This is a genomic window from Rhodococcus sp. APC 3903 (genome assembly GCF_030407755.1).
GTDB lineage: Bacteria > Actinomycetota > Actinomycetes > Mycobacteriales > Mycobacteriaceae > Rhodococcus_F > Rhodococcus_F erythropolis.
The window spans coordinates 218,593-236,965 of the sequence record NZ_JASDCV010000001.1; the positions used below are offsets into that span (position 1 = coordinate 218,593).

Below are 18,373 nucleotides of genomic sequence, written 5' to 3' on the forward strand. Positions count from 1 at the left end.
GCTTCAGTGCCTTCCGTGTAGAGCGCGGATGAGAACCTTGACCAGCCAGTCGATTCGGGCGGTCCGTCGAAACGTCGTCAGTGGTAGGGGCGAACGGAATCGTTGCCTGGTCATCGACCGGGCATAGGTGAACTCCTTCAGACCATCTGGGCCGTGAACGCGTCCGAAACCAGATGCTCCGACCCCACCCAGTGGCAGGTTGGGAACCGCGGCATACATCACGTAAGAGTTCACCGACGCTCCTCCGGATCGGAGCCGATCGGCAACAGCCACTCCATGCTTGCCGAACACGCTTGCTCCCAATGCATATGGCGACGCATTGGCCAACTCCACCGCCTCGTCCATCGAGGCGACCTTGGTGATCGTCATCGTCGGGCCGAAAGTTTCCTCCGTGACGGCGAGGCTGTCTTCGGGGACGTCGACCATGATGGTCGGTTGCACGTACTGGCCGGAGATCGAGCCGAGCCCTCCGAGAACGACACGTCCACCCCGCGACATCGCGTCGTCGATGTGGCGCCGGATTACAGCCACTTGCGCGGGCATGGTGATCGGACCGATCTTGTCTTCGGCCCCCGGGCCCGCATGAACTCGGGCAGCCAAAGTGATTGTCTTGTCGATAAACTCGTCGTAGACCTGTTCGTGCACGTATACACGCTCGACGCCCAGACAGGTTTGACCGGAGTTGGACAATGCGCCCCACACCGCAGCATCCGCGGCGGCACCAACATTTCCGTCGGCATCAAGGATGAGCGCGTCCTTACCGCCACATTCCATCAACACCGGTGTGAGGGTCCCGGCGCACGCTGCCATGACTTTCTTGCCCGTCGCGGTCGATCCGGTGAACCCGATCTTGTCGACACCGGCCAGGCACAGTGCCGCGCCGACCGAACCGTCGCCTGTGACAACTTGCAGCACAGGATGTTCAGGGACGACCTCGGCAAACGCTCGGACCAACCATTGCCCGACTGCCGGGGCGAACTCACTCGGCTTGTAGACCACGGCATTGCCTGCAGCCAGCGAGAACGAGAGCGAACCGAGCGGGGTGAAGACCGGATAGTTCCACGGACCGATCACACCGATCACCCCGAGAGGTCGATACTCCACCGAGGCGGCCTGATTGACCGTCAACAAACTGGAGCGGACGCTGCGCCTGCCCAATACCTTTCGGGCATTCTTCGACGCCCACGCGAGATGTTCGAGTGCCATGGCGATTTCGAGCATCGCGTCAGGGTGCGGCTTGCCCATGTCCCGGTGCACGACGTCGGCGAGTTCGGATGCTCGACGAGCGATGATTCCACGCCACCGATCCAGTCGACGAGCGCGTTGCTCGAATGTCAGTTCTGCCCACCATTCGGAAGCAGTTCGGGCGTCGCGCACTGCCTGTGTCACCGTGTCGTCGGACGCCTGTGTAGTCGTGTCGATCTCGGTCGCCGTCATCGTGGAGTTCCTTGAAGTGTGTGGTGGACGGCGCCGTCGGCCCAGCTGCGAGTGACGCGTTCGAGGATCGGTCGGGACAGAGACAGAATCGGGGCGAACCACGGCTGCGCTTGGACAGCGAACGTCCAGGTGAGGCGGCTGCCAGTCGAAGTCGGTTCCAGCACCAGATCTTCGGCGAAGCGTTTGAACCCCGGCAGTGACGCCGACTCCACGTAGAACGTCATTCGGTTCCCCTCGTCCCAGCGGAAGAATCTCTCGTTCAGTGCAGCAAAAGCGCCGGCGCGCACGGTTCGGGTAGTCCCGATGCCGAATGGTCTGGCCGAGGTCCAGTCGGCTCCGGTGATCCCGCGCGCCCACGACGTGAGCGCTCCGTCCGCGGTCAACGTCTGCCACAAGCTTTCGCACGTCGCTTCGGATTCGATCCGGTGAGTGATCACCAGCGGCGCGGATCGGACGAAGTCTGCGTCGGCTGCCGCAAGAGAGAATTTTCCCCTCACAGGTCCACCACCAAAGAAGCACCGGTGGAACGTGATCGACAGGTCAACATCGAATCTGTACGTTCGGATTCGGTGAGCAAGGTGTCTCGATGATCGACGCTCCCCGAGAGCACCCGAACCTTGCACGTACCGCAGAAGCCCTGTTGGCAGGAATACGCGACTCCGGGAAGTGCACGTCGTATCGCAGCCAAAGCACTTTCGGACTCGCCCACATCGACGGTGAGACCGGTGCGCGCCAGATGCACCGTGAACTCCTTGCCGTCGACTACCGGGAGTGGGGAGAACCTCTCGCTGTGCACCGATCCGGTCGGATTGCCGGCGAAGGTCGCCGCGCGCACCATGTTCATCAGCGGCGCCGGTCCGCACGTGTACACCGCGGCACCGGGATCCGCAGCAGCGACCAGTGTTTCGATATCCGTCGGGCCCAACTCGTCGTCCGGTCGGATGGTTACCCGGCCGCTGGAGTATTCCTCGATCTCGTCGAGAAATGGCATGGCCGTCCGAGTTCGTCCGAGATAATCCAAACGCCACGGGATTCCGCGGCGGTGACAACGTTGCACCATGGGAAGGAGCGGAGTGATCCCGATTCCGCCCGCAACGAAGAGGTACGACGGAGCAGCGACAAACGGAAATGCATTGCGTGGCCCTCGGACGTCCACAACCATGCCGGGTTTCAGCGACTCGTGTATCTCGCGCGAGCCGCCCCCACCCTCGTCGATCCTCCGGACGGCGATCCGATACGAGGACAAGTCGTCGGGGTCGCCGCACAGCGAATACTGTCGTTGCCTTCCCGAGGGGAGAAAGATGTCGAGGTGGGCGCCGGGAATCCACGACGGAAGGGTGATTCCTTCCCTCGGGGTCAAGGTGACACTCAGGACGTCGTCGCACTCTGACCGGACGGACTTCACGTCCAGAGTCATGTCGAACCCGCTGTAGCGGACCGGGCTGGGGCGCGAAAGTATGTGCGCTGCTGGACTTGCTGCAAAGATTCGGCGGTATGCGCCGGTGGCTTGCGCGGCAAACCTCAACGACCGGGTCGGTGTGAAGTCGGGTGCGTCGTGGGAACTGTCGGCAGTCGTCTTGTTCATCCTGCGCTCGCTTCGGAAGAACGATTGGCAGCAGGCGAGCGAGCGAGGTAACGCATGGCGACGTCCATGTCCCCGATCTGGGAAGGATGGAAGCTCGGCCGCAGATACGGAGGAATCTCGGTGATCAGGAATTTCATGTTGGGTACCAGGCCACGACGGGTGGCGCTTATCAGTTGGAGAGGCCACAGTCGGCCCTTCGTCGTGGACGGGTCCTGTCGGAACAGGTAGTTCATCGAGGCGATGAACAGCACGAACAACGTGAAGCTGGCCAGCAGCGCCGTGCGAACACGTCTGGCGTAGCTGCCGTCCACGTACATGTAGGCGTCGAAGGCTACGTTGCGGTGTTCGACTTCCTCGGCGCCGTGCCACTTGACCATGTCGAGCATCATCGGGTGCATGCCGGCATCTTCGAGGGCGGGATCGGTGAGCAGCCATTCCCCGACCACTGCCGTGTAGTGCTCCATGGCGGCAAACAAGCCGAGACGTTCACAGAGCCAGGCGTGCTTGGCTTTTCCGGTCAATCCTTTGTCGCCCAATATCTTGTCCACGAGCCAGTCCATCCGGCGTGACATCGGTTTCATGTCCATGCCGAGGTCCGCAAGGTGTTCGCGTGCACCTTTGTGCGACGACGCGTGTGTTGCTTCCTGGCCGACGAATCCCACCACCTCTTCGTGCAGGCGGGTGTCCTCGATGAGCGGGAGTGCTTCGGCGAGCGTTGCTGACATGGCCCGCTCTCCCTCGGGCAACACGAGATGCATGAAGTTGATGACGTGGGTGACCATCGGTTCGTTCGGCACGTAATGCAGTGGTACGCCGTCCCAGTCGAATTCGACGTCCCGCGCGGCGATCGCATGTGCTTCGTCTGTGTAGCGGCGAGCGCCGGACGGTGCGACGACGGGTGTGCCTCGGAAGGCGTTGATGCCGAGCATTATCGGCTCCTCACGGTTTCTCGAGCAGCGGTGAGTGCTGCGGACGAGACGGGTTGTACCTGCGCGTAGTGAGCGAGGTCGGCTCGTTTGGTCCTGGCGCGGAATGATCGGTTGAATCCGGGATAGAAGGTGTAGTTGCGGCCGCCGTCGACGAGGTAGTAACTACTGCACCCGCCGGCGTTCCACACGCTGGTGGCGAGTCGGCGGTCTGTCGCGCGTACGAACTCGCGTTGCACGTCTGCGCGGACGTCGATGCTGCCGATGCCGCGCTCGTCCATTTGAAGAATGCAGCTCACGATGTACTCGACCTGGGCTTCGATCGTGACGACCTGCGAGGTGTAGACCACGGAATTGGGGCCGAGGATCATGAAGAAGTTCGGAAAACCGCTGATAGTGGTGCCGAGGAAGGCCTCGGCACTGCCGTTCCACGTCTGCGCGAGGCTGCGGCCGTCCTGGCCTCGGATGATGTCGAAAGACGGGTTGTCTCCCATCCGAAAGCCGGTTCCCATGACTATGGTGTCGACTTCCCGGAAGGCGCCATCCGCGGTGAGAACTCCGCGCTCCTGCACCTCGACGATTCCGTCCGTCACCACCTCCACATTGGGTGACGCCAGCGCGGGATAGTAGGTGTTCGAGAACGTCGGACGCTTGCATCCGAATGCGTAGTGGGGGAGCAGCTTTGCGCGAAGATCCGGGTCCCGCACCTGCCGGCGAAGGTGTGCTCGGCCGAGTGCGGCCAGCCCTTTGAGCAGTGACGGCTTGTACACGAATCCGGGTACCAGGGCTTCTTGAAGCAGGTCGAGTCCCTTGCGTGCCAGTCGTTGGGTGAGCGGCACCCGCTCGAAGAGAGCGCTTGGCCAGCCGGTCATCGGCTGATCCGGATGCGGCAGGATCCACGTCGGTGTCCGCTGGAACACGGTCAACGTGTCCGCGAGCGGTTGCAGTCTGGGGATGATCTGCACCGCAGAGGCGCCGGTGCCGACCACGGCTATCCGCTCACCGCGAAGGTCGTGGTCGTGGTTCCAGTCCGCGGTGTGGAACATCTGACCACGAAACGATTCGAGCCCGGGAAGGTCGGGTGTGGCGGGGGCACTGAACGGGCCGGTGGCCGCGACCAGGAACTGTGCCTCCCAGACGGTTTCCGCAGTGTGTACCCGCCAGATCTGGGCTTGCTCGTCCCACGAAGCTTCTGTCACGTCCTGGTTGCAGTGGAAATGACCGGCCAGTCCGAAGCGATGGACGCAATCCCGGAGATAGTCGTAGATCTCGGGCTGTAGCGGATACAGCCGCGTCCAGTTCGGATTGGGCGCAAACGAGAACGAGTACAGAATCGACGGGATGTCGCACTGTGCACCGGGGTAGGTATTGACCTGCCAGGTCCCCCCGGGCTCCGCGGCACGTTCCAGAACGACGAAGTCGTCGATCCCGGACTGCTTCAAGCGGACAGCCGTTCCGATGCCGCCGAAACCGGCTCCGATGACGACGACTCGTGTTCGGCGAGTTCGAGTTTCCTCGTCACCGGCCGATGGCCCCGAGGTTGGGTCGATGTCGACCATGTGTGACGCCTCCTGATTGGTGCGTGAACAACTGAACGAAGAGTAAGTCTGACATCAAGTGATGTCAACAGCGATTGATGTCAGAATTGAATTGATTGACATCGTGCGATGTCAGTTCGCTTGCCGAGGTCGCCGCGATAACCTGAGGTCGAGAGCACTGCCGGTCAGTGAGAACATGGGGACATGACGGATACCGAGGCTCGGCGCACCGGCCCGCGCAGGTGGCGTGGGCAGGAACCAGAAGATCGCCGCGCCGCGCGCCGGGCACAGCTGATCGAAGCCGGGTTGCAGATCATGGGCACCGAGGGTGCGGCCGCCGCGACCATGCGTGCGACCTGCCGCGAGGCTGCGCTGACCGAACGGTACTTCTACGAGAGCTTCGCCAATCGTGACGAACTGCTGGTCGCCGTGCTCGACGAGGTCGTTCTCGGGGCACGCGACACTATTCTGGACGCTCTCGAGGCGGCGCCTTCCGAACCGTCGGCCCTGATCCGTCACGTGGTGAAGGCCTTCACCACCTACGTATTCAAGGATCCGCGCCGTGGACGCATCATGTTCGTCGAATCCCAGGCGGAACCTGCGCTGTGGGATCGAGGGCGAGAATTGATGGCGGAGTTCACCAATCCGATCTCCGCGTCGCTCGAGCTGATGTACGGCGGCGAGGCAACCGACTCCGCGAACTCCGAACTCAATTCGGTGGGGCTGTTCGGTGCCCTCGCGTTCATCTATCAGGCGCACACCCCGTCCTCCAAGATCTCTCGAAAGCGTTTGGTGGAACACATTTCGCTCATGGTCGAAGCGCAGGCGACGGTCAACAGCACGCCCGCGAGAAAAGAATGACGTCCGCGTCGGCCACAGGCGGAAAGCGTCTCGGTCCTGAAGACCGGCGTGAGCAGATCATTGTCAGCGCGGCAAAGGTTTTCGAGGAGAAGTCTTTTGCCGACGTCTCGATGACCGAGTTGGCCAAGGCGGCCGGGGTCGGTCGTCCGCTGCTCAATCATTACTTCGGCTCCAAGCGGGAGTTGTACCTCGACGTCGTGCGGCGATTCGTCTTCATTCCCGAAGTGGCGGTGGACCGCATTCCGCGATCGGCGAGCCAGGAGAAGCGGATCGGCGCCGTGATCGATCGGTGGCTCGACGTCGCCTGGCGTCATCGCGACATGTGGATCTCGACTGTCATGTCCGACGACCTCCGCCGTGACCCCGAGATGGACCGGATCCTGCAGGACGCTGACGACGTTGCTGCGCGACGCATGATGGATGCGCTCGAGATTCGACCGAGTGAAGGCAGCGAGGCTGCTGTTCATTCGATGATCGTGGCGTACGGAGGATTGGCCAAGGCCGCCAGTAAGCAGTGGTTGGTGACGGGAGCGCTCGACCGCGAACAGGTGCACCTTCTGCTGGTACACAGTTTGCTCGCCATCGTGCGTGACGTTCTGCCGGCGTGCGAGGCGGATTCCTGATTGCTCAGAGTGATCTCGCCACGAGGTCTTTCATGACTTCGTTCGATCCGGCGTAGATTCGCTGAATACGAGCGTCGGCGTACATCTGAGCGATGGGATATTCGAGTATGTAGCCGTACCCGCCGTGTAGTTGCACGCAGCGGTCGATCACGGCGCACTGCTGATCGGTGAGCCAGTACTTGGCCATCGCGGCGGTAGTCGCATCGAGTTGCCCGGCAAGGTATTTGACGATGCAGTCGTCGATGAACGTTCGTGAGATACGAGCGATGGACGCACACTCGGCAAGTTCGAAGCGGGTGTTCTGCAGGTCGAAGAGCGTTTGCCCGAACATGTTTCGGGATTTGGTGTACTCGACGGTGAGGGCGACGGCACGCTCCATTGCCGCAGTGGCTGCAACTCCGCAGATCAATCGTTCGGGCAGTAGCTGCTGCATCAGCTGGGCAAACCCTGTGCCTTCGCGGTCCCCGAGCAGGTTTGTTGCAGGCACCCGCAAGCGGTCGAAGAACAGCTCGGTGGTGTCCTGGCCCTTCTGTCCGACCTTCTCGAGTATTCGCCCGCGCTCGAAACCCGGTGTGTTGTCATCGACCTCGGCCACGATGAGCGACACTCCACGCGCTCCGAGGCCGGGATCGGTCTTGGCGGCAATGATCACCAGATCACAATTGCGACCGTTGGAGATGAATGTCTTTGCGCCGCTGATCAGGTAGTCGTCACCGTCGCGGACGGCGCGGGTGGTGATGTTCTGCAAGTCGGATCCGGTGCCGGGCTCGGTCATGGCGATTGCGCCCACCCACTCGCCACTCACCAGCTTCGGTAGCCAGCGCAGTTTGTGCTCGTGATCGGCGTAGGCATTGAGGTAGTGCGGCACGATTCCCGAGTGCACGCCGAGTTGGAGTGAATGATCACCCGCCATGACCTGCTCGTGGAACAGCACGGCGTCGTGCGCAAACGTTCCTCCTCCGCCGCCGTACTCGGTGGGGATCGACATGCCGGCGAGCCCGAGCGTCCCGAGTTCCCGATATGCGGATTTGTCGGGAAAACCCTGGGACGCGAAGCGTTTCTGATGCGGTGTGACGTGTTTGGCGAAGAAGTTCCTTGCCAGGTCGGCCACGGCCTCCAATTCGTCGTCCATCCACGGGGACCGGCGTTCGGTGGTTCGGGTTGCGGTAGATCCTTGCGTCATCGTGATTCTCCCGATCGATGAAGTGCGACCCGCGAGCGGATCCGACTCCACCTATCATCCACACTGTTGACAGAGTGTCAATAACGGGGTGGTCGAATCGACCTCCGGACCCGCCTCGAATTCCACGTCGGCCGCCCGCAAGAATGGGACGACACAGACACGAACAGGCCGGCGCGAAGGATGGGCAGTGGACCCCGAAGAAACATCAGCGGGTCACGAGTCCAACCTCCCGGCTCCGCGGCCGGCGCGCAGCGTCCTGTTCGGATTGCCACCGGTGGGAAACCGGTACCCCGGAGCAGTTCGCGTCGCCCTCGCCCTGGCGATTCCGGCGGCCATCGCCACACTGCTCGGATTCGGGTCTGCGTCGCTCCTGGTCGGCCTCGGCGCATTTGCATCGATCTACGGTGAGGGTCGTCCGTACCGGAGCAGGTGGAAGGCAGTCGGTATCGCCGCGACGGCGCTGACGATCCTGTCCTTCATCGGGGCATCAGTGGGTGAGCCCGTCCACCGAGCCATCGCCGAGGGAGCGCCGACGGTGCTGCTCGTCTTTGTCGTGCTGATCATGGCCGTCGTGGTGTCGACCTGCGCCTTCACCGTCGACGCGCTTCGATTGGGTCCACCGGGCGCGTTCTTTCTGTTGCTCACCACCGAGATCAGCTCCGTGATCGCCACTCCCGGCCAGCCGCCGGTCGAGGTCGCGATGTGGACGGCAATCGGTGGGATCAGCGCGGTGGTCGTCTCGATGACGGGAATCCTGTGGGCACCGAGAGCTGTCGAACGCAGCGCTGTACAGGCAGCCGTATCGGCCGTTGCGGAGTACACGGACGCTCAGGCGGCGTACGCCCCACCCGAACTCACGCGAGACAAACGCCACGCTGCAGCACTTCGGCTGCACGACGCGTGGCAGTGCCTTTACCGCGGCGCAATCGTCGGGAAAGACCATCCGTTGACCCGTGAACTCGAACGAGCGCAGATCTCGATGGCCAGAGCGATCTCCGACGACCACGATCCGGAGCTCATGGCGGACCCCGCGTTCGACGTCGACGAGGTCGGGGCTCACCCGCCTCTGCCCGATCCGACGATCCGATATCGGTTCCTCCGCGCCTGCAATCCGTCCAGCCGAGCGTCGGTCACGGCACTTCGGCTGTCCATTGCCTGCATGGCCGCGGGAACCCTCACCGTCCTGCTCGGCATCGATCGCCCAGACTGGGCGGTGATCGCCGCGGCGATGGTCCTTCATCAAGGACCGGATCGAATACTGGGCACCTATCGCGGAATTCACCGCATCGGCGGAACCGTCCTCGGGTTGATTCTGTTGGGTGCCATCTACGCCTGGAGTCCGACCGGTCTGTGGTTGGTGGCGGTACTTGCAGTCCTGATGGCCGGGATCGAGCTGTTCCTGGTGCGGAATTACGGGATAGCCGTCATCTTCATCACCGCCCTCGCGATTCTCCTCGGCGCGGCCGGTGGTGCGCACGGGACCGTCCAACATCTGATCCTCAGCCGCATGCTCGAGACTGCAATCGGCGTCGTCGTGGCGTTGGTGGTCCTGTGGACGGTGGGGCGCGGTGCGCATCGACGCACTCTGATCTGGGTCGACGAACGGGCGAGTAGCGTCCTGTTCAAGCTGCTGACCGAAATCCGCGCGAGGCACTATGCACCACAGGCGAATTGGTCGGAGCTTTCGGAGCTTCGACGGGACCTGGACTTCGAACTGCGAGGTAGCGCGATGGCCGGGATCGACGCCGCCCACAACGAACCCGAGTGGGCGTCGCAGCAGTGGAGGACGCACACCGAATTGCATCATCTGGGATCGGATGTACTGCACCGACTGTGGTTCGGAACGCAGGTGTCCAGATCACACCTCGAGGAATGGGAGTCTCGTTACTTGCGTTCGGGTTCGGTGTGATCGAGCATCGGCACAGCGCTGAACTTGGCTGGATTCGCAATATCGTAGGCTGCGCTCACAACTCCGTCGCGGACCGTGAAGCCGGCAACGCGAGCGGCGAACTGCGGGTACTGGTCATCCCCTGGTGAGCCGGCGAATACACCGCCGAGCCGTCCGTTGACGAGAACCGGTGACATCGAGAACACCGCTGCCGGTCCGTACTTGCGGGCCAATCCCAGGTAGAACCGCGCTACACGATCGCTGCCGCGCACAATGTTGACAGCCGTGCGGGTCGTTCCGCCTGCGTCACCGATCAGGACGGCATCGGGATCGAGTGCATCGATCACGGCGTTCAGATCTCCACTCGCGATAGCCGTCACCAATCGCTCGACGGCGGCAGCATGCTCCTCGCTACTGACCGGGACCGGCGCCGACGCTGCGGCTTTACGGGCCCGCGAGGCCAACTGACGGGCAGTGGCTACTTCGATGTCGAGGATGCGCGCAACCTCGGCGAAGGGCACGTCGAAGCCGTCATGCAGGACGAAGGCAACGCGCTGAGCGGGAGTAAGGGTGTCCAGGACGACGAGGGCCGCAAAACGATTCTGTTCCTGCGTCACGACGTACTCCAGCGGATCGGGTGTCGCTGAGGGTGTGCCCGCGGTGGCGTCGACGGGCGTGACGATCGGCTCCGGAAGCCACTGTCCGACATAGCTTTCTCTTCTGACTGCGGCCGATTTGAGATGATCGAGGCAGATCCGACCGACAACAGTGGTGAGCCATCCGCGCAGCTCCCGGATCTCGAGGTCGCTTCCTTGTCTCGATTGTGCGACTTGCAAGCGTATCCATGCCTCCTGCACCGCATCCTGAGCGTCGCTGAAACTTCCGGTGAGACGGTCGGCCACCGACGTCAGGTGGCCACGGTGTTGCTCGAAGTCCTGCGCAGTCGTCGGCGAAAGCATGCCCTCATGATACGGACCTCACACATTAAATCCGGCATGAATGTAACCGTTGACCCAGGTAGTGGGTGCCGACGTATGGTTTCGGCACTGCTAACGGCTCGATTCTGTCTTCACATTCATTGGAGTCTCACGTGTTTCGGTCTTTCCCGCTCATGTCGCTCAACTGTTGTCGTTGAACTGACATTCCCCACACCTGCCTGTGCCGAGCGCCGCATACGGCGCTCCGGACAGGTGTAGCCGAGAACTGAACCAATCATCTTCTACAGGAAGCAACTTCATGATTCGCCCTCGTTTCGCGCGCTCGGTAGCCGCGGCCGTCGCCTTTGTCACTCTGTCCAGCCTTGCCGTTGCCTGCTCGGGCTCCTCCGACGAAGTCGTCAAGACCGCCGACGGCAAGACCGTCCTGCGGTACGAGGGCAGCACCGGACAGGTCATCTACCCCGAACTGGCCGCTGACCTCGGTTACTTCAACGACGTGGAGCTCAACTGGATCGGCGATACGACCAGCGGCCCTCAGAGCATTCAGAACGCAGCGACTGGTCAAACCGAGTTCGGCGGAGCGTTCAACGGTGCGGTGGTGAAGTTGGCTTCCGCGGGTTCACCGATCACCTCGGTCATCGGGTACTACGGCTCCGACAAGGAGAGCTTCAACGGGTACTACGTACTCGACGACAGTCCGATCAAGTCGGCGAAGGACTTGATCGGCAAGAAGGTCGGGATGAACACCCTTGGTGCGCACCACGAGTTCGTCGTCCGTGAATGGCTTGCGCGGCAGGGACTTACGCCTGACGAGATCAAGCAGGTTGAATTGATCGTCGTTCCGCCGGTCAACACGGAACAGGCGCTGCGGCAGGGACAGATCGATGTCGCCACCCTCGGCTCGGTCTTCCGTGACTCAGCGCTCGAACGCGGTGGTCTTCGCGAGCTGTTCACCGACGAATCGCTGTTCGGCTCGTTCACCTACGGCACGTTGGTGTTCCGTGACGACTACATCGCGCAGAACAAGGAGGCGGTCGCCGATTTCGTACAGGGAACAGCACGGGCCATTCGCTGGACCCAGACGCACCCACGAGAAGAAGTGATCGCGAAGCTGACGTCGATCATCAACAGCCGCGGACGCAACGAGGACACCAAGCTCATCAGCTACTGGAAGAGCCCAGGAGTTGCCGGTCCCGGCGGAACCATCACCGATACCGAGATCAGCACGTGGATCGACTGGCTCACCCGTAACGGTGAACTCGAAGAAGGAAAGTTGAAGCCGTCGGACATCTACACCAACGAATTCAACCCGTACGCCAACGGAACGTATTCACCCGACAGCGGCGCTGACGGACAGGCACTGGAGGCAGCAAAATGAGCACAGAACCGAAACTACGGCTCGAGCACGTCACCAAACAGTTCGACATTCGTGGGACCGACGAAGTTTTCACCGCGGTCGAGGACATCAACATCGACGTGGCGCCGGGGGAGTTCCTGGTCCTCGTCGGGCCGAGTGGTTGCGGCAAGTCGACTCTGCTGGACCTCCTCGGAGGACTCAGTTCACCCACGTCCGGTCGAATCCTTCTGGACGGCAAGCAGATCACGGGCCCAGGCTTGGATCGGGGAATCGTCTTCCAGCAATACGCGCTACTTCCATGGCGAACTGCACGTCACAATATCGAGTTCGGACTCGAGGCGAAGGGCGTGAAGAAGAGCGAGCGACGCGAACTCGCCGAGCATTACCTCGAACTGGTCGGTCTGCAAGGTTTCGCGGATCGCTATCCGCACGAGTTGTCCGGTGGAATGAAGCAGCGAGTCGCGATCGCCCGCAGCTTGGCCTTCGATCCCGAAGTGTTGCTGATGGACGAACCATTTGCTGCGCTGGACGCACAGACGCGAGAGTCGCTGCAGGACGAGCTTCTGCGCATCTGGAAGGCCACCGGCAAGACCATCCTGTTCATCACCCACGGAATCGACGAGGCCATCTACCTCGGGCAACGTGTTGCAGTACTGACTTCGCGCCCGGGGCGCGTCAAGACGATCGTCGACATCGACATCGACCGGTCCGGCGACGACGTGCGATCAGGTGAGGAGTTCCGTGTGTTCCGGCACCGGATCTGGACGCTGCTGCACGGTGAAGTCGAGCGCGCTCGGGCCGGCGAACTCGATCCTGCCAAGGAGGTTGCACATGTCTAGCGCATTGGCGACGCCGGAGGTGGTCGTCGACCCGAAACCGTTGCCCGACAAAACACCTGATATTGCGCAGCGGAGCCAGGCCGGCGGCAAGGCGGCGCGCTACATTGGTTCCACCGCCTGGCGGATTGCCAAGCCGTCGATTGCGATCGCGATCTTCCTCGGGATCTGGGAAGCGGCACCTCGGCTCGGGCTGGTGGACAAGGTCTTCCTCCCGCCCTTCACCGAAGTTGTGTCCGCATTCTTCACTCTCGCCGAGAACGGACAATTGCAAGAGCATGTTTCGGCCAGTCTGACGCGTGCGCTGACCGGATTCTTCGTGGCCATTGCGATCGCGATTCCGTTGGGAATCGCGATCGCCTGGTACCGCCCGGTCTCCGACTTCCTCAACCCGATTCTCGAATTGTTCCGCAACACAGCAGCCTTGGCTCTGCTTCCCGTCTTCGTGCTGATTCTCGGAATCGGTGAGGAATCGAAGATCGCCCTGGTGATCTACGCCTGCACCTTCCCGATTCTGCTCAACACGATCTCCGGTGTGCGAACAGTGGACCCCCTGCTGATCAAGTCCGCTGCCTCGCTGGGGTTCTCCTCGATTCGGCTGTTCCAGAAGGTGGTTCTGCCCGCCGCGGTTCCCACGATCTTCACGGGTATCCGCATGGCCGCCGCGTCGTCGATTCTCGTGCTGATCGCCGCCGAAATGGTCGGGGCCAAAGCCGGTCTCGGGTATCTGATCACCGCTTCCCAACTCAACTTCCAGATCCCGAACATGTATGCGGGCATCGTCGCGATCTCGTTGTTGGGTCTGACAATCAACGCGATTCTGGTCCTGATCGAACGTCGGCTCTCGCGCTGGCGCGTCACCACCTGACCACACTTTCACGGAAAGATTCTGCGAACTCATGTCCGAACGACAATTTCATCTGAACGCCTTCCTGATGGGCGTCGGCCATCATGAGGCGGCGTGGCGCCACCCACGCACAAATGCGGCCAACCTTCTGGACGTCAAGCACTTCCAGGAACTGGGGAGAATCGCCGAGCGTGGCAAGCTGGACTCGGTGTTCTTCGCCGACGGTCTAGCAGTCGGCCCGCGGGTCAAATACAACACTCAGGCGATCTTCGAACCCGTCACCTTGCTGTCGGCGATCGCTGCGGCCACCGAGAAGGTGGGGTTGATTGCAACCGCGTCGACCAGTTACAGCGATCCGTACACTCTTGCAAGGAAGTTCGCTTCCCTCGATCACATCAGTGGCGGACGAGGCGGGTGGAACATCGTGACGTCGGCCGGCGCCGACGAGGCCGCGAACTTCGGCCTCGATGCGGTACCGACGCACAGCGGTCGTTACGAGCGCGCCGAGGAGTTTCTCGACGTGACGCTCGGACTCTGGGACAGCTGGGAAGAGGGGGCAGTTGTCCTGGACGAAGAGACCGGAATCTTCGCCGATCCTGATCGTGTCCATCGCATCGACCATGACGGTCAACGATTCACGGTGGCTGGCCCGCTCAATTCGCCGAGGTCTCCACAGGGACGTCCGCTGCTTGTACAGGCCGGTTCCTCCGAGAGCGGTAAGGATTTCGCGGCGAGGTATGCCGAAGCCGTGTTCACCGCTCAACGAACACTCGAGCAGGGGCAGGATTTCTACAACGATCTCAAAGCGCGGCTGATCAAGTACGGGCGTAGTCCCGACGAGATCAAGGTACTGCCGGGCATCGTGCCCTTCATCGCGGATACGGAAGAAGAAGCGAAGGCTCTGGAGCAGTCGTTCACGGACCTGATCTCTCCGGAGTATTCGCTGCGCCAACTCTCGAACATGGTGGGTGTCGATCTCACCGAGCATTCTCTGGATGCCCCGCTGCCACCGTTGCCGGACATCGATCGCATCCAAGGGAACAAGAGTCGATACCAACTCGTCAAAGATCTTGCAGAGAGCGAAAACCTCACCGTCCGTGAATTGATCGGCAAACTCGGCGGTGGCCGTGGGCATCGGACATTTGCAGGGACACCGGAGCAGGTCGCGGACGAGTTGACCGCATGGTTCGACAAGGGCGCAGCGGACGGCTTCAACATCATGCCGCCCTATCTGCCCGGAGGGCTCGAGGTGTTCGTCGACCGGGTCGTGCCGATTCTGCAGGCGCGTGGGCTCTTCCGAACCGAGTACACCGAATCGACCCTGCGGGGCCACTACGGCCTCGATCGTCCGGCGAACCGGTTCTCGCGGGCCGCTGACGCGGCAGAAGTGAGCGCGTGACGGAAACACTGCCCAAGGAACAGCCGGCGATTGCCGGACTCAAGCCACTGGTCACAACGGTTTTCGTGCCGGCGGCTATCTTCGGGATCGGGCAGGGTGCGGCTGCCCCCATCATGGCCGTCACCGCGCGCGACCTGGGCGCATCGGTCGCCGTCGCCGGCCTGATCGTTGCGCTCGGTGGCTTGGGTGCCGTACTCGGTGACCTCCCTGCCGGCCGGATAGTGTCGCGTTTCGGTGAGCGCAGGTCGATCATCGGCGGAAGTTCTTTGGGTGCAACAGGAGTGGTGATCTGTCTGCTTGCACAGACTCCGTGGATGCTCGGTATCGGCGCACTGTTGACCGGACTGGCGAATGCGGTGTGGGGCCTTGCGCGGCAGAGCTACCTCGCCGAGACCGTGCCACTCGGTCTTCGGGCCCGAGCAATGTCGTCGTTCGCCGCGATGTGGCGGTTGGGTTTCTTCCTGGGACCGCTCATCGGTGCCGGCGTGATTCTCCTGGTGGGAGCGCGCGGAGGATTCCTCGTCCAGTTGGTGGGCGTCGTGCTCGCCGGGGCGCTGATGGCCCGCGTTCCCGACCCGCCACGAAAGGTGCAGGCGGGCAACAGCGATCACGGGCACGTCACCCTCCCGGAGATCCTTCGCCGTCATCGTGCCGCTCTGTCGACGCTCGGGACAGGCTCCCTTCTGATGGGCGCCGCCCGCGCTTCGCGTGAGGCCGTTCTTCCATTGTGGGCATTGCACCTCGGGTTGGATGCAGCCCAGGTGAGTGTGATCTTCGGTATCGGTGCGGCCGTGGACCTGCTGTGCTCGTATCCGGCCGGACACATCATGGACCGATACGGCCGTAGGTTGGTCGCGGTGCCTTCGCTGACGGTGATCGGTGTGTCGTACCTGATGTTGCCGTTTTCGACGGGTGCAGTGGGATTGACCGTGGTCGCTGTCGTGATGGGGATCGGCAACGGACTGGGCAACGGCGTGATCATGACTCTCGGCGCTGATATCGCCCCGCCCGAAGAGCGCGCCGAGTTCCTCGCTGCATGGCGATTGACGCACGACACGGGCATGTTCGGTGGGCCGCTCGCGATCGGTCTTCTCGCCGCGGTGTTCCCGCTCGGGTGGGCATTTGCCGCACTGGGCGCGACTTCGTTCGCCGGCGCGGCGATGATGTTCCGCTTCATTCCGGTCTATTCTCCGCGGGTGTCACCCCGGTCGCGCGTCGGGAAACTGTAGGTAGGCTCGCTACATGCGATTCGGACTGTTCGTACCTCAAGGCTGGCGTCTGGACCTGGTCGGCATCGACCCCGCGAAGCAGTGGGAGGTGATGCGAGACTTCACGCTGCGCGCGGAGGCAGGGCCGTGGGAGTCGGTGTGGGTCTACGACCACTTTCACACCGTTCCCCAACCGACGGAAGAAGCGACTCACGAGGCGTGGACGTTGATGGCCGCACTCGGTGCGTCGACCTCGCGTATCCGACTGGGCCAGATGTGTACCGCCATGAGTTACCGAAACCCGGCGTACCTCGCCAAGGTCGCCGCGACCACCGACCTGATCACGGGTGGACGCGTCGAGATGGGCATCGGCGGCGGTTGGTACGAGCAGGAGTGGCGCGCGTACGGCTACGGTTTCCCCTCTGCCGGTGAGCGTCTGGGCCGCCTCGACGAAGGAATCCAGATCATGCAGCAGGCGTGGTCGACCGGCAGCTCGACGCTCGACGGCAAGTACTACCAGGTCGACGGAGCGCTGTGCCGTCCACTTCCGTTGCAAGAGGGCGGAATTCCCATCTGGGTTGCCGGTGGCGGCGAGAAGGTCACACTCAAGATCGCGGCCAAGTACGCGCAGTACACAAACTTCGACGGCACCCCGGCCGGCTTCGCGCACAAGTCCGAGATCCTGAAGAAGCACTGCGACACCGTCGGTACCGATTTCGACGCCATCGTCCGTTCGGCCAACTACAACGTGGCCATCGGCGCGACGGAATCCGAGGTGGCTCAGCGGTTGGAGACACTGAAGGACAGACTGACGCCGTTGGTCGGCGAAGCTGCCGCCGATGCGTCGCTCGATGCGTTCCGCGGAATGCCTGCCGTAGGTACACCCGAGCAGATCATCGAGAACCTGTCGGCGCTCAAGGCGCAGGGACTCGAGTACGGAATCTTCTACTTCCCCGAGGCCGCGTACGACACGTCGGGAATCGAGATGTTCGAGAAGGAAGTGCTGCCCGCGCTTGCGTAACCGTTAGGGCTAGCGCAGGGAGTCAGGAAGATCGGCCGGGTTGATCAGAACCCGGCGATCGGGGTGGGTGCGAACTTCTTCGGAGTCGGGGATCCGGCTCTGCAGGAAGTTCCACTCGCTCGCACTGACAGCTGCGATCGCGCGTGCCAGCACTGCCGAGTCCTTGGTTCCCCACTCGATCGGCATGGGGCTGACCATCTGCCACGTGTCAGCCTTGCTGCGGGTGGAACGATCCGAACGCAGTGCCACCGACGGAATGCGGTCGCCGACTCGCCACTTCGGATTGAGTCGAACATTGCGGCTGACGAGCGCGTACTTCGGTGCTCCGGCCGCCGGCTTCGCGATGTCGATCAGTGCCGTCAGGGTCGCCGCTCGAGGGTGAACCTCGGTGACGATCGCGGGAACCAGTGGGTTGTCCGCATACAGAGATTCGACGCTTCCCACCTTGCGAGGTGCCCACAAGGCGACCCACAGTGAACTGGCCGCACCGATGGCGAGGACCGCGCCGATGATGATGGACCACACCTCACCCATGCTGATCAGCCAGGCTCCGACCGCGGCGAGGACGATCGCGAAGATCACCGCAGAAATCTGCAGGCGGCGTACGTCGGCCAGTGTGTCGTTGACCGACTTGGCGTGGGCCTTGTCGACGGTGAACTGGAAGTCAGCCACGAAAAAATCCTTCGGGTGGTGCCGGACGATCTAGGACCGGCCCCCGATCTCCCG

The 18,373-nt window shown here is 62.4% G+C and carries 17 protein-coding genes; 9 read left to right on the plus strand and 8 right to left on the minus strand.

Annotated elements, in window-relative coordinates; translation table 11 throughout:
* Nucleotides 1–3: 3 nt before the first annotated feature.
* The 5 genes from QMA15_RS01080 to QMA15_RS01100 are packed head-to-tail and all read right to left on the minus strand — an operon-like array spanning nucleotide 4 to nucleotide 5,507.
* Nucleotides 4–1,437: an aldehyde dehydrogenase family protein gene (locus tag QMA15_RS01080; RefSeq protein ID WP_070795811.1), complete on the minus strand. Its 1,434-nt coding sequence runs from the start codon at nucleotides 1,435–1,437 to the stop codon at nucleotides 4–6.
* On the minus strand, nucleotides 1,434–1,934 hold the full coding sequence (locus QMA15_RS01085; RefSeq protein ID WP_269577004.1) for an SRPBCC family protein: 501 nt from the start codon (nucleotides 1,932–1,934) through the stop codon (nucleotides 1,434–1,436). Before QMA15_RS01085 ends, QMA15_RS01080 begins: the two co-directional genes overlap by 4 nt.
* Nucleotides 1,931–3,022 carry a PDR/VanB family oxidoreductase gene (locus QMA15_RS01090; protein ID WP_019744963.1) on the minus strand — a complete coding sequence of 364 codons (1,092 nt, stop codon included), beginning with the start codon at nucleotides 3,020–3,022 and terminating at the stop codon, nucleotides 1,931–1,933. Before QMA15_RS01090 ends, QMA15_RS01085 begins: the two co-directional genes overlap by 4 nt.
* A complete protein-coding gene (locus QMA15_RS01095; RefSeq protein ID WP_019744962.1) occupies nucleotides 3,019–3,951 on the minus strand; it encodes a metal-dependent hydrolase in 933 nt (310 codons plus the stop codon). Before QMA15_RS01095 ends, QMA15_RS01090 begins: the two co-directional genes overlap by 4 nt.
* Complete coding sequence (locus tag QMA15_RS01100) at nucleotides 3,951–5,507, minus strand: NAD(P)/FAD-dependent oxidoreductase (RefSeq protein WP_279163601.1); 1,557 nt, start codon at nucleotides 5,505–5,507, stop codon at nucleotides 3,951–3,953. Before QMA15_RS01100 ends, QMA15_RS01095 begins: the two co-directional genes overlap by 1 nt.
* 183 nt (nucleotides 5,508–5,690) lie before the next feature.
* Between QMA15_RS01100 and QMA15_RS01105 the strand changes: the two genes are divergently transcribed.
* Both QMA15_RS01105 and QMA15_RS01110 read left to right on the plus strand, forming a co-directional pair.
* The gene (locus tag QMA15_RS01105) at nucleotides 5,691–6,347 is read left to right on the plus strand and encodes a TetR/AcrR family transcriptional regulator (protein WP_020908817.1); all 657 of its coding nucleotides are present in this window, start codon (nucleotides 5,691–5,693) and stop codon (nucleotides 6,345–6,347) included.
* The gene (locus tag QMA15_RS01110) at nucleotides 6,344–6,970 is read left to right on the plus strand and encodes a TetR/AcrR family transcriptional regulator (protein WP_019744959.1); all 627 of its coding nucleotides are present in this window, start codon (nucleotides 6,344–6,346) and stop codon (nucleotides 6,968–6,970) included. Before QMA15_RS01105 ends, QMA15_RS01110 begins: the two co-directional genes overlap by 4 nt.
* 4 nt (nucleotides 6,971–6,974) lie before the next feature.
* On the opposite strand, the gene QMA15_RS01115 is transcribed toward QMA15_RS01110, so the two are convergent.
* Nucleotides 6,975–8,153: an acyl-CoA dehydrogenase family protein gene (locus tag QMA15_RS01115; RefSeq protein WP_020908816.1), complete on the minus strand. Its 1,179-nt coding sequence runs from the start codon at nucleotides 8,151–8,153 to the stop codon at nucleotides 6,975–6,977.
* 187 nt (nucleotides 8,154–8,340) lie between these two features.
* Between QMA15_RS01115 and QMA15_RS01120 the strand changes: the two genes are divergently transcribed.
* Complete coding sequence (locus QMA15_RS01120; protein WP_029256036.1) at nucleotides 8,341–10,062, plus strand: FUSC family protein; 1,722 nt, start codon at nucleotides 8,341–8,343, stop codon at nucleotides 10,060–10,062.
* On the opposite strand, the gene QMA15_RS01125 is transcribed toward QMA15_RS01120, so the two are convergent.
* Nucleotides 10,038–11,000, minus strand: a complete 963-nt coding sequence (locus tag QMA15_RS01125) for a sigma-70 family RNA polymerase sigma factor (RefSeq protein ID WP_290283564.1) — start codon at nucleotides 10,998–11,000, stop codon at nucleotides 10,038–10,040. The two genes, QMA15_RS01120 and QMA15_RS01125, sit on opposite strands and share 25 nt — an antisense overlap.
* A 277-nt stretch (nucleotides 11,001–11,277) precedes the next feature.
* Here QMA15_RS01125 and QMA15_RS01130 point away from each other — a divergent pair, with 277 nt between their 5' ends.
* Genes QMA15_RS01130 through QMA15_RS01155 form a run of 6 tightly spaced genes read left to right on the plus strand, consistent with a single transcriptional unit; the run spans nucleotide 11,278 to nucleotide 17,647 of the window.
* The gene (locus QMA15_RS01130) at nucleotides 11,278–12,357 is read left to right on the plus strand and encodes an ABC transporter substrate-binding protein (RefSeq protein WP_019744955.1); all 1,080 of its coding nucleotides are present in this window, start codon (nucleotides 11,278–11,280) and stop codon (nucleotides 12,355–12,357) included.
* Nucleotides 12,354–13,175, plus strand: coding sequence for an ABC transporter ATP-binding protein (locus QMA15_RS01135; protein WP_003940477.1), 822 nt, complete (start codon nucleotides 12,354–12,356; stop codon nucleotides 13,173–13,175). Before QMA15_RS01130 ends, QMA15_RS01135 begins: the two co-directional genes overlap by 4 nt.
* Nucleotides 13,168–14,040, plus strand: a complete 873-nt coding sequence (locus QMA15_RS01140) for an ABC transporter permease (protein WP_042952728.1) — start codon at nucleotides 13,168–13,170, stop codon at nucleotides 14,038–14,040. Before QMA15_RS01135 ends, QMA15_RS01140 begins: the two co-directional genes overlap by 8 nt.
* 31 nt (nucleotides 14,041–14,071) lie before the next feature.
* Nucleotides 14,072–15,418, plus strand: coding sequence for an LLM class flavin-dependent oxidoreductase (locus QMA15_RS01145; RefSeq protein WP_021332204.1), 1,347 nt, complete (start codon nucleotides 14,072–14,074; stop codon nucleotides 15,416–15,418).
* The gene (locus QMA15_RS01150) at nucleotides 15,415–16,647 is read left to right on the plus strand and encodes an MFS transporter (protein ID WP_021332205.1); all 1,233 of its coding nucleotides are present in this window, start codon (nucleotides 15,415–15,417) and stop codon (nucleotides 16,645–16,647) included. The genes QMA15_RS01145 and QMA15_RS01150 overlap by 4 nt, the downstream gene beginning before the upstream one ends.
* A gap of 13 nt (nucleotides 16,648–16,660) precedes the next feature.
* A complete protein-coding gene (locus tag QMA15_RS01155; protein WP_021345292.1) occupies nucleotides 16,661–17,647 on the plus strand; it encodes an LLM class F420-dependent oxidoreductase in 987 nt (328 codons plus the stop codon).
* Nucleotides 17,648–17,656: 9 nt separating this feature from the next.
* Here QMA15_RS01155 and QMA15_RS01160 read toward each other — a convergent pair whose 3' ends face one another.
* Nucleotides 17,657–18,319 carry a DUF3239 domain-containing protein gene (locus QMA15_RS01160; protein WP_020970500.1) on the minus strand — a complete coding sequence of 221 codons (663 nt, stop codon included), beginning with the start codon at nucleotides 18,317–18,319 and terminating at the stop codon, nucleotides 17,657–17,659.
* Nucleotides 18,320–18,373: the final 54 nt, after the last annotated feature.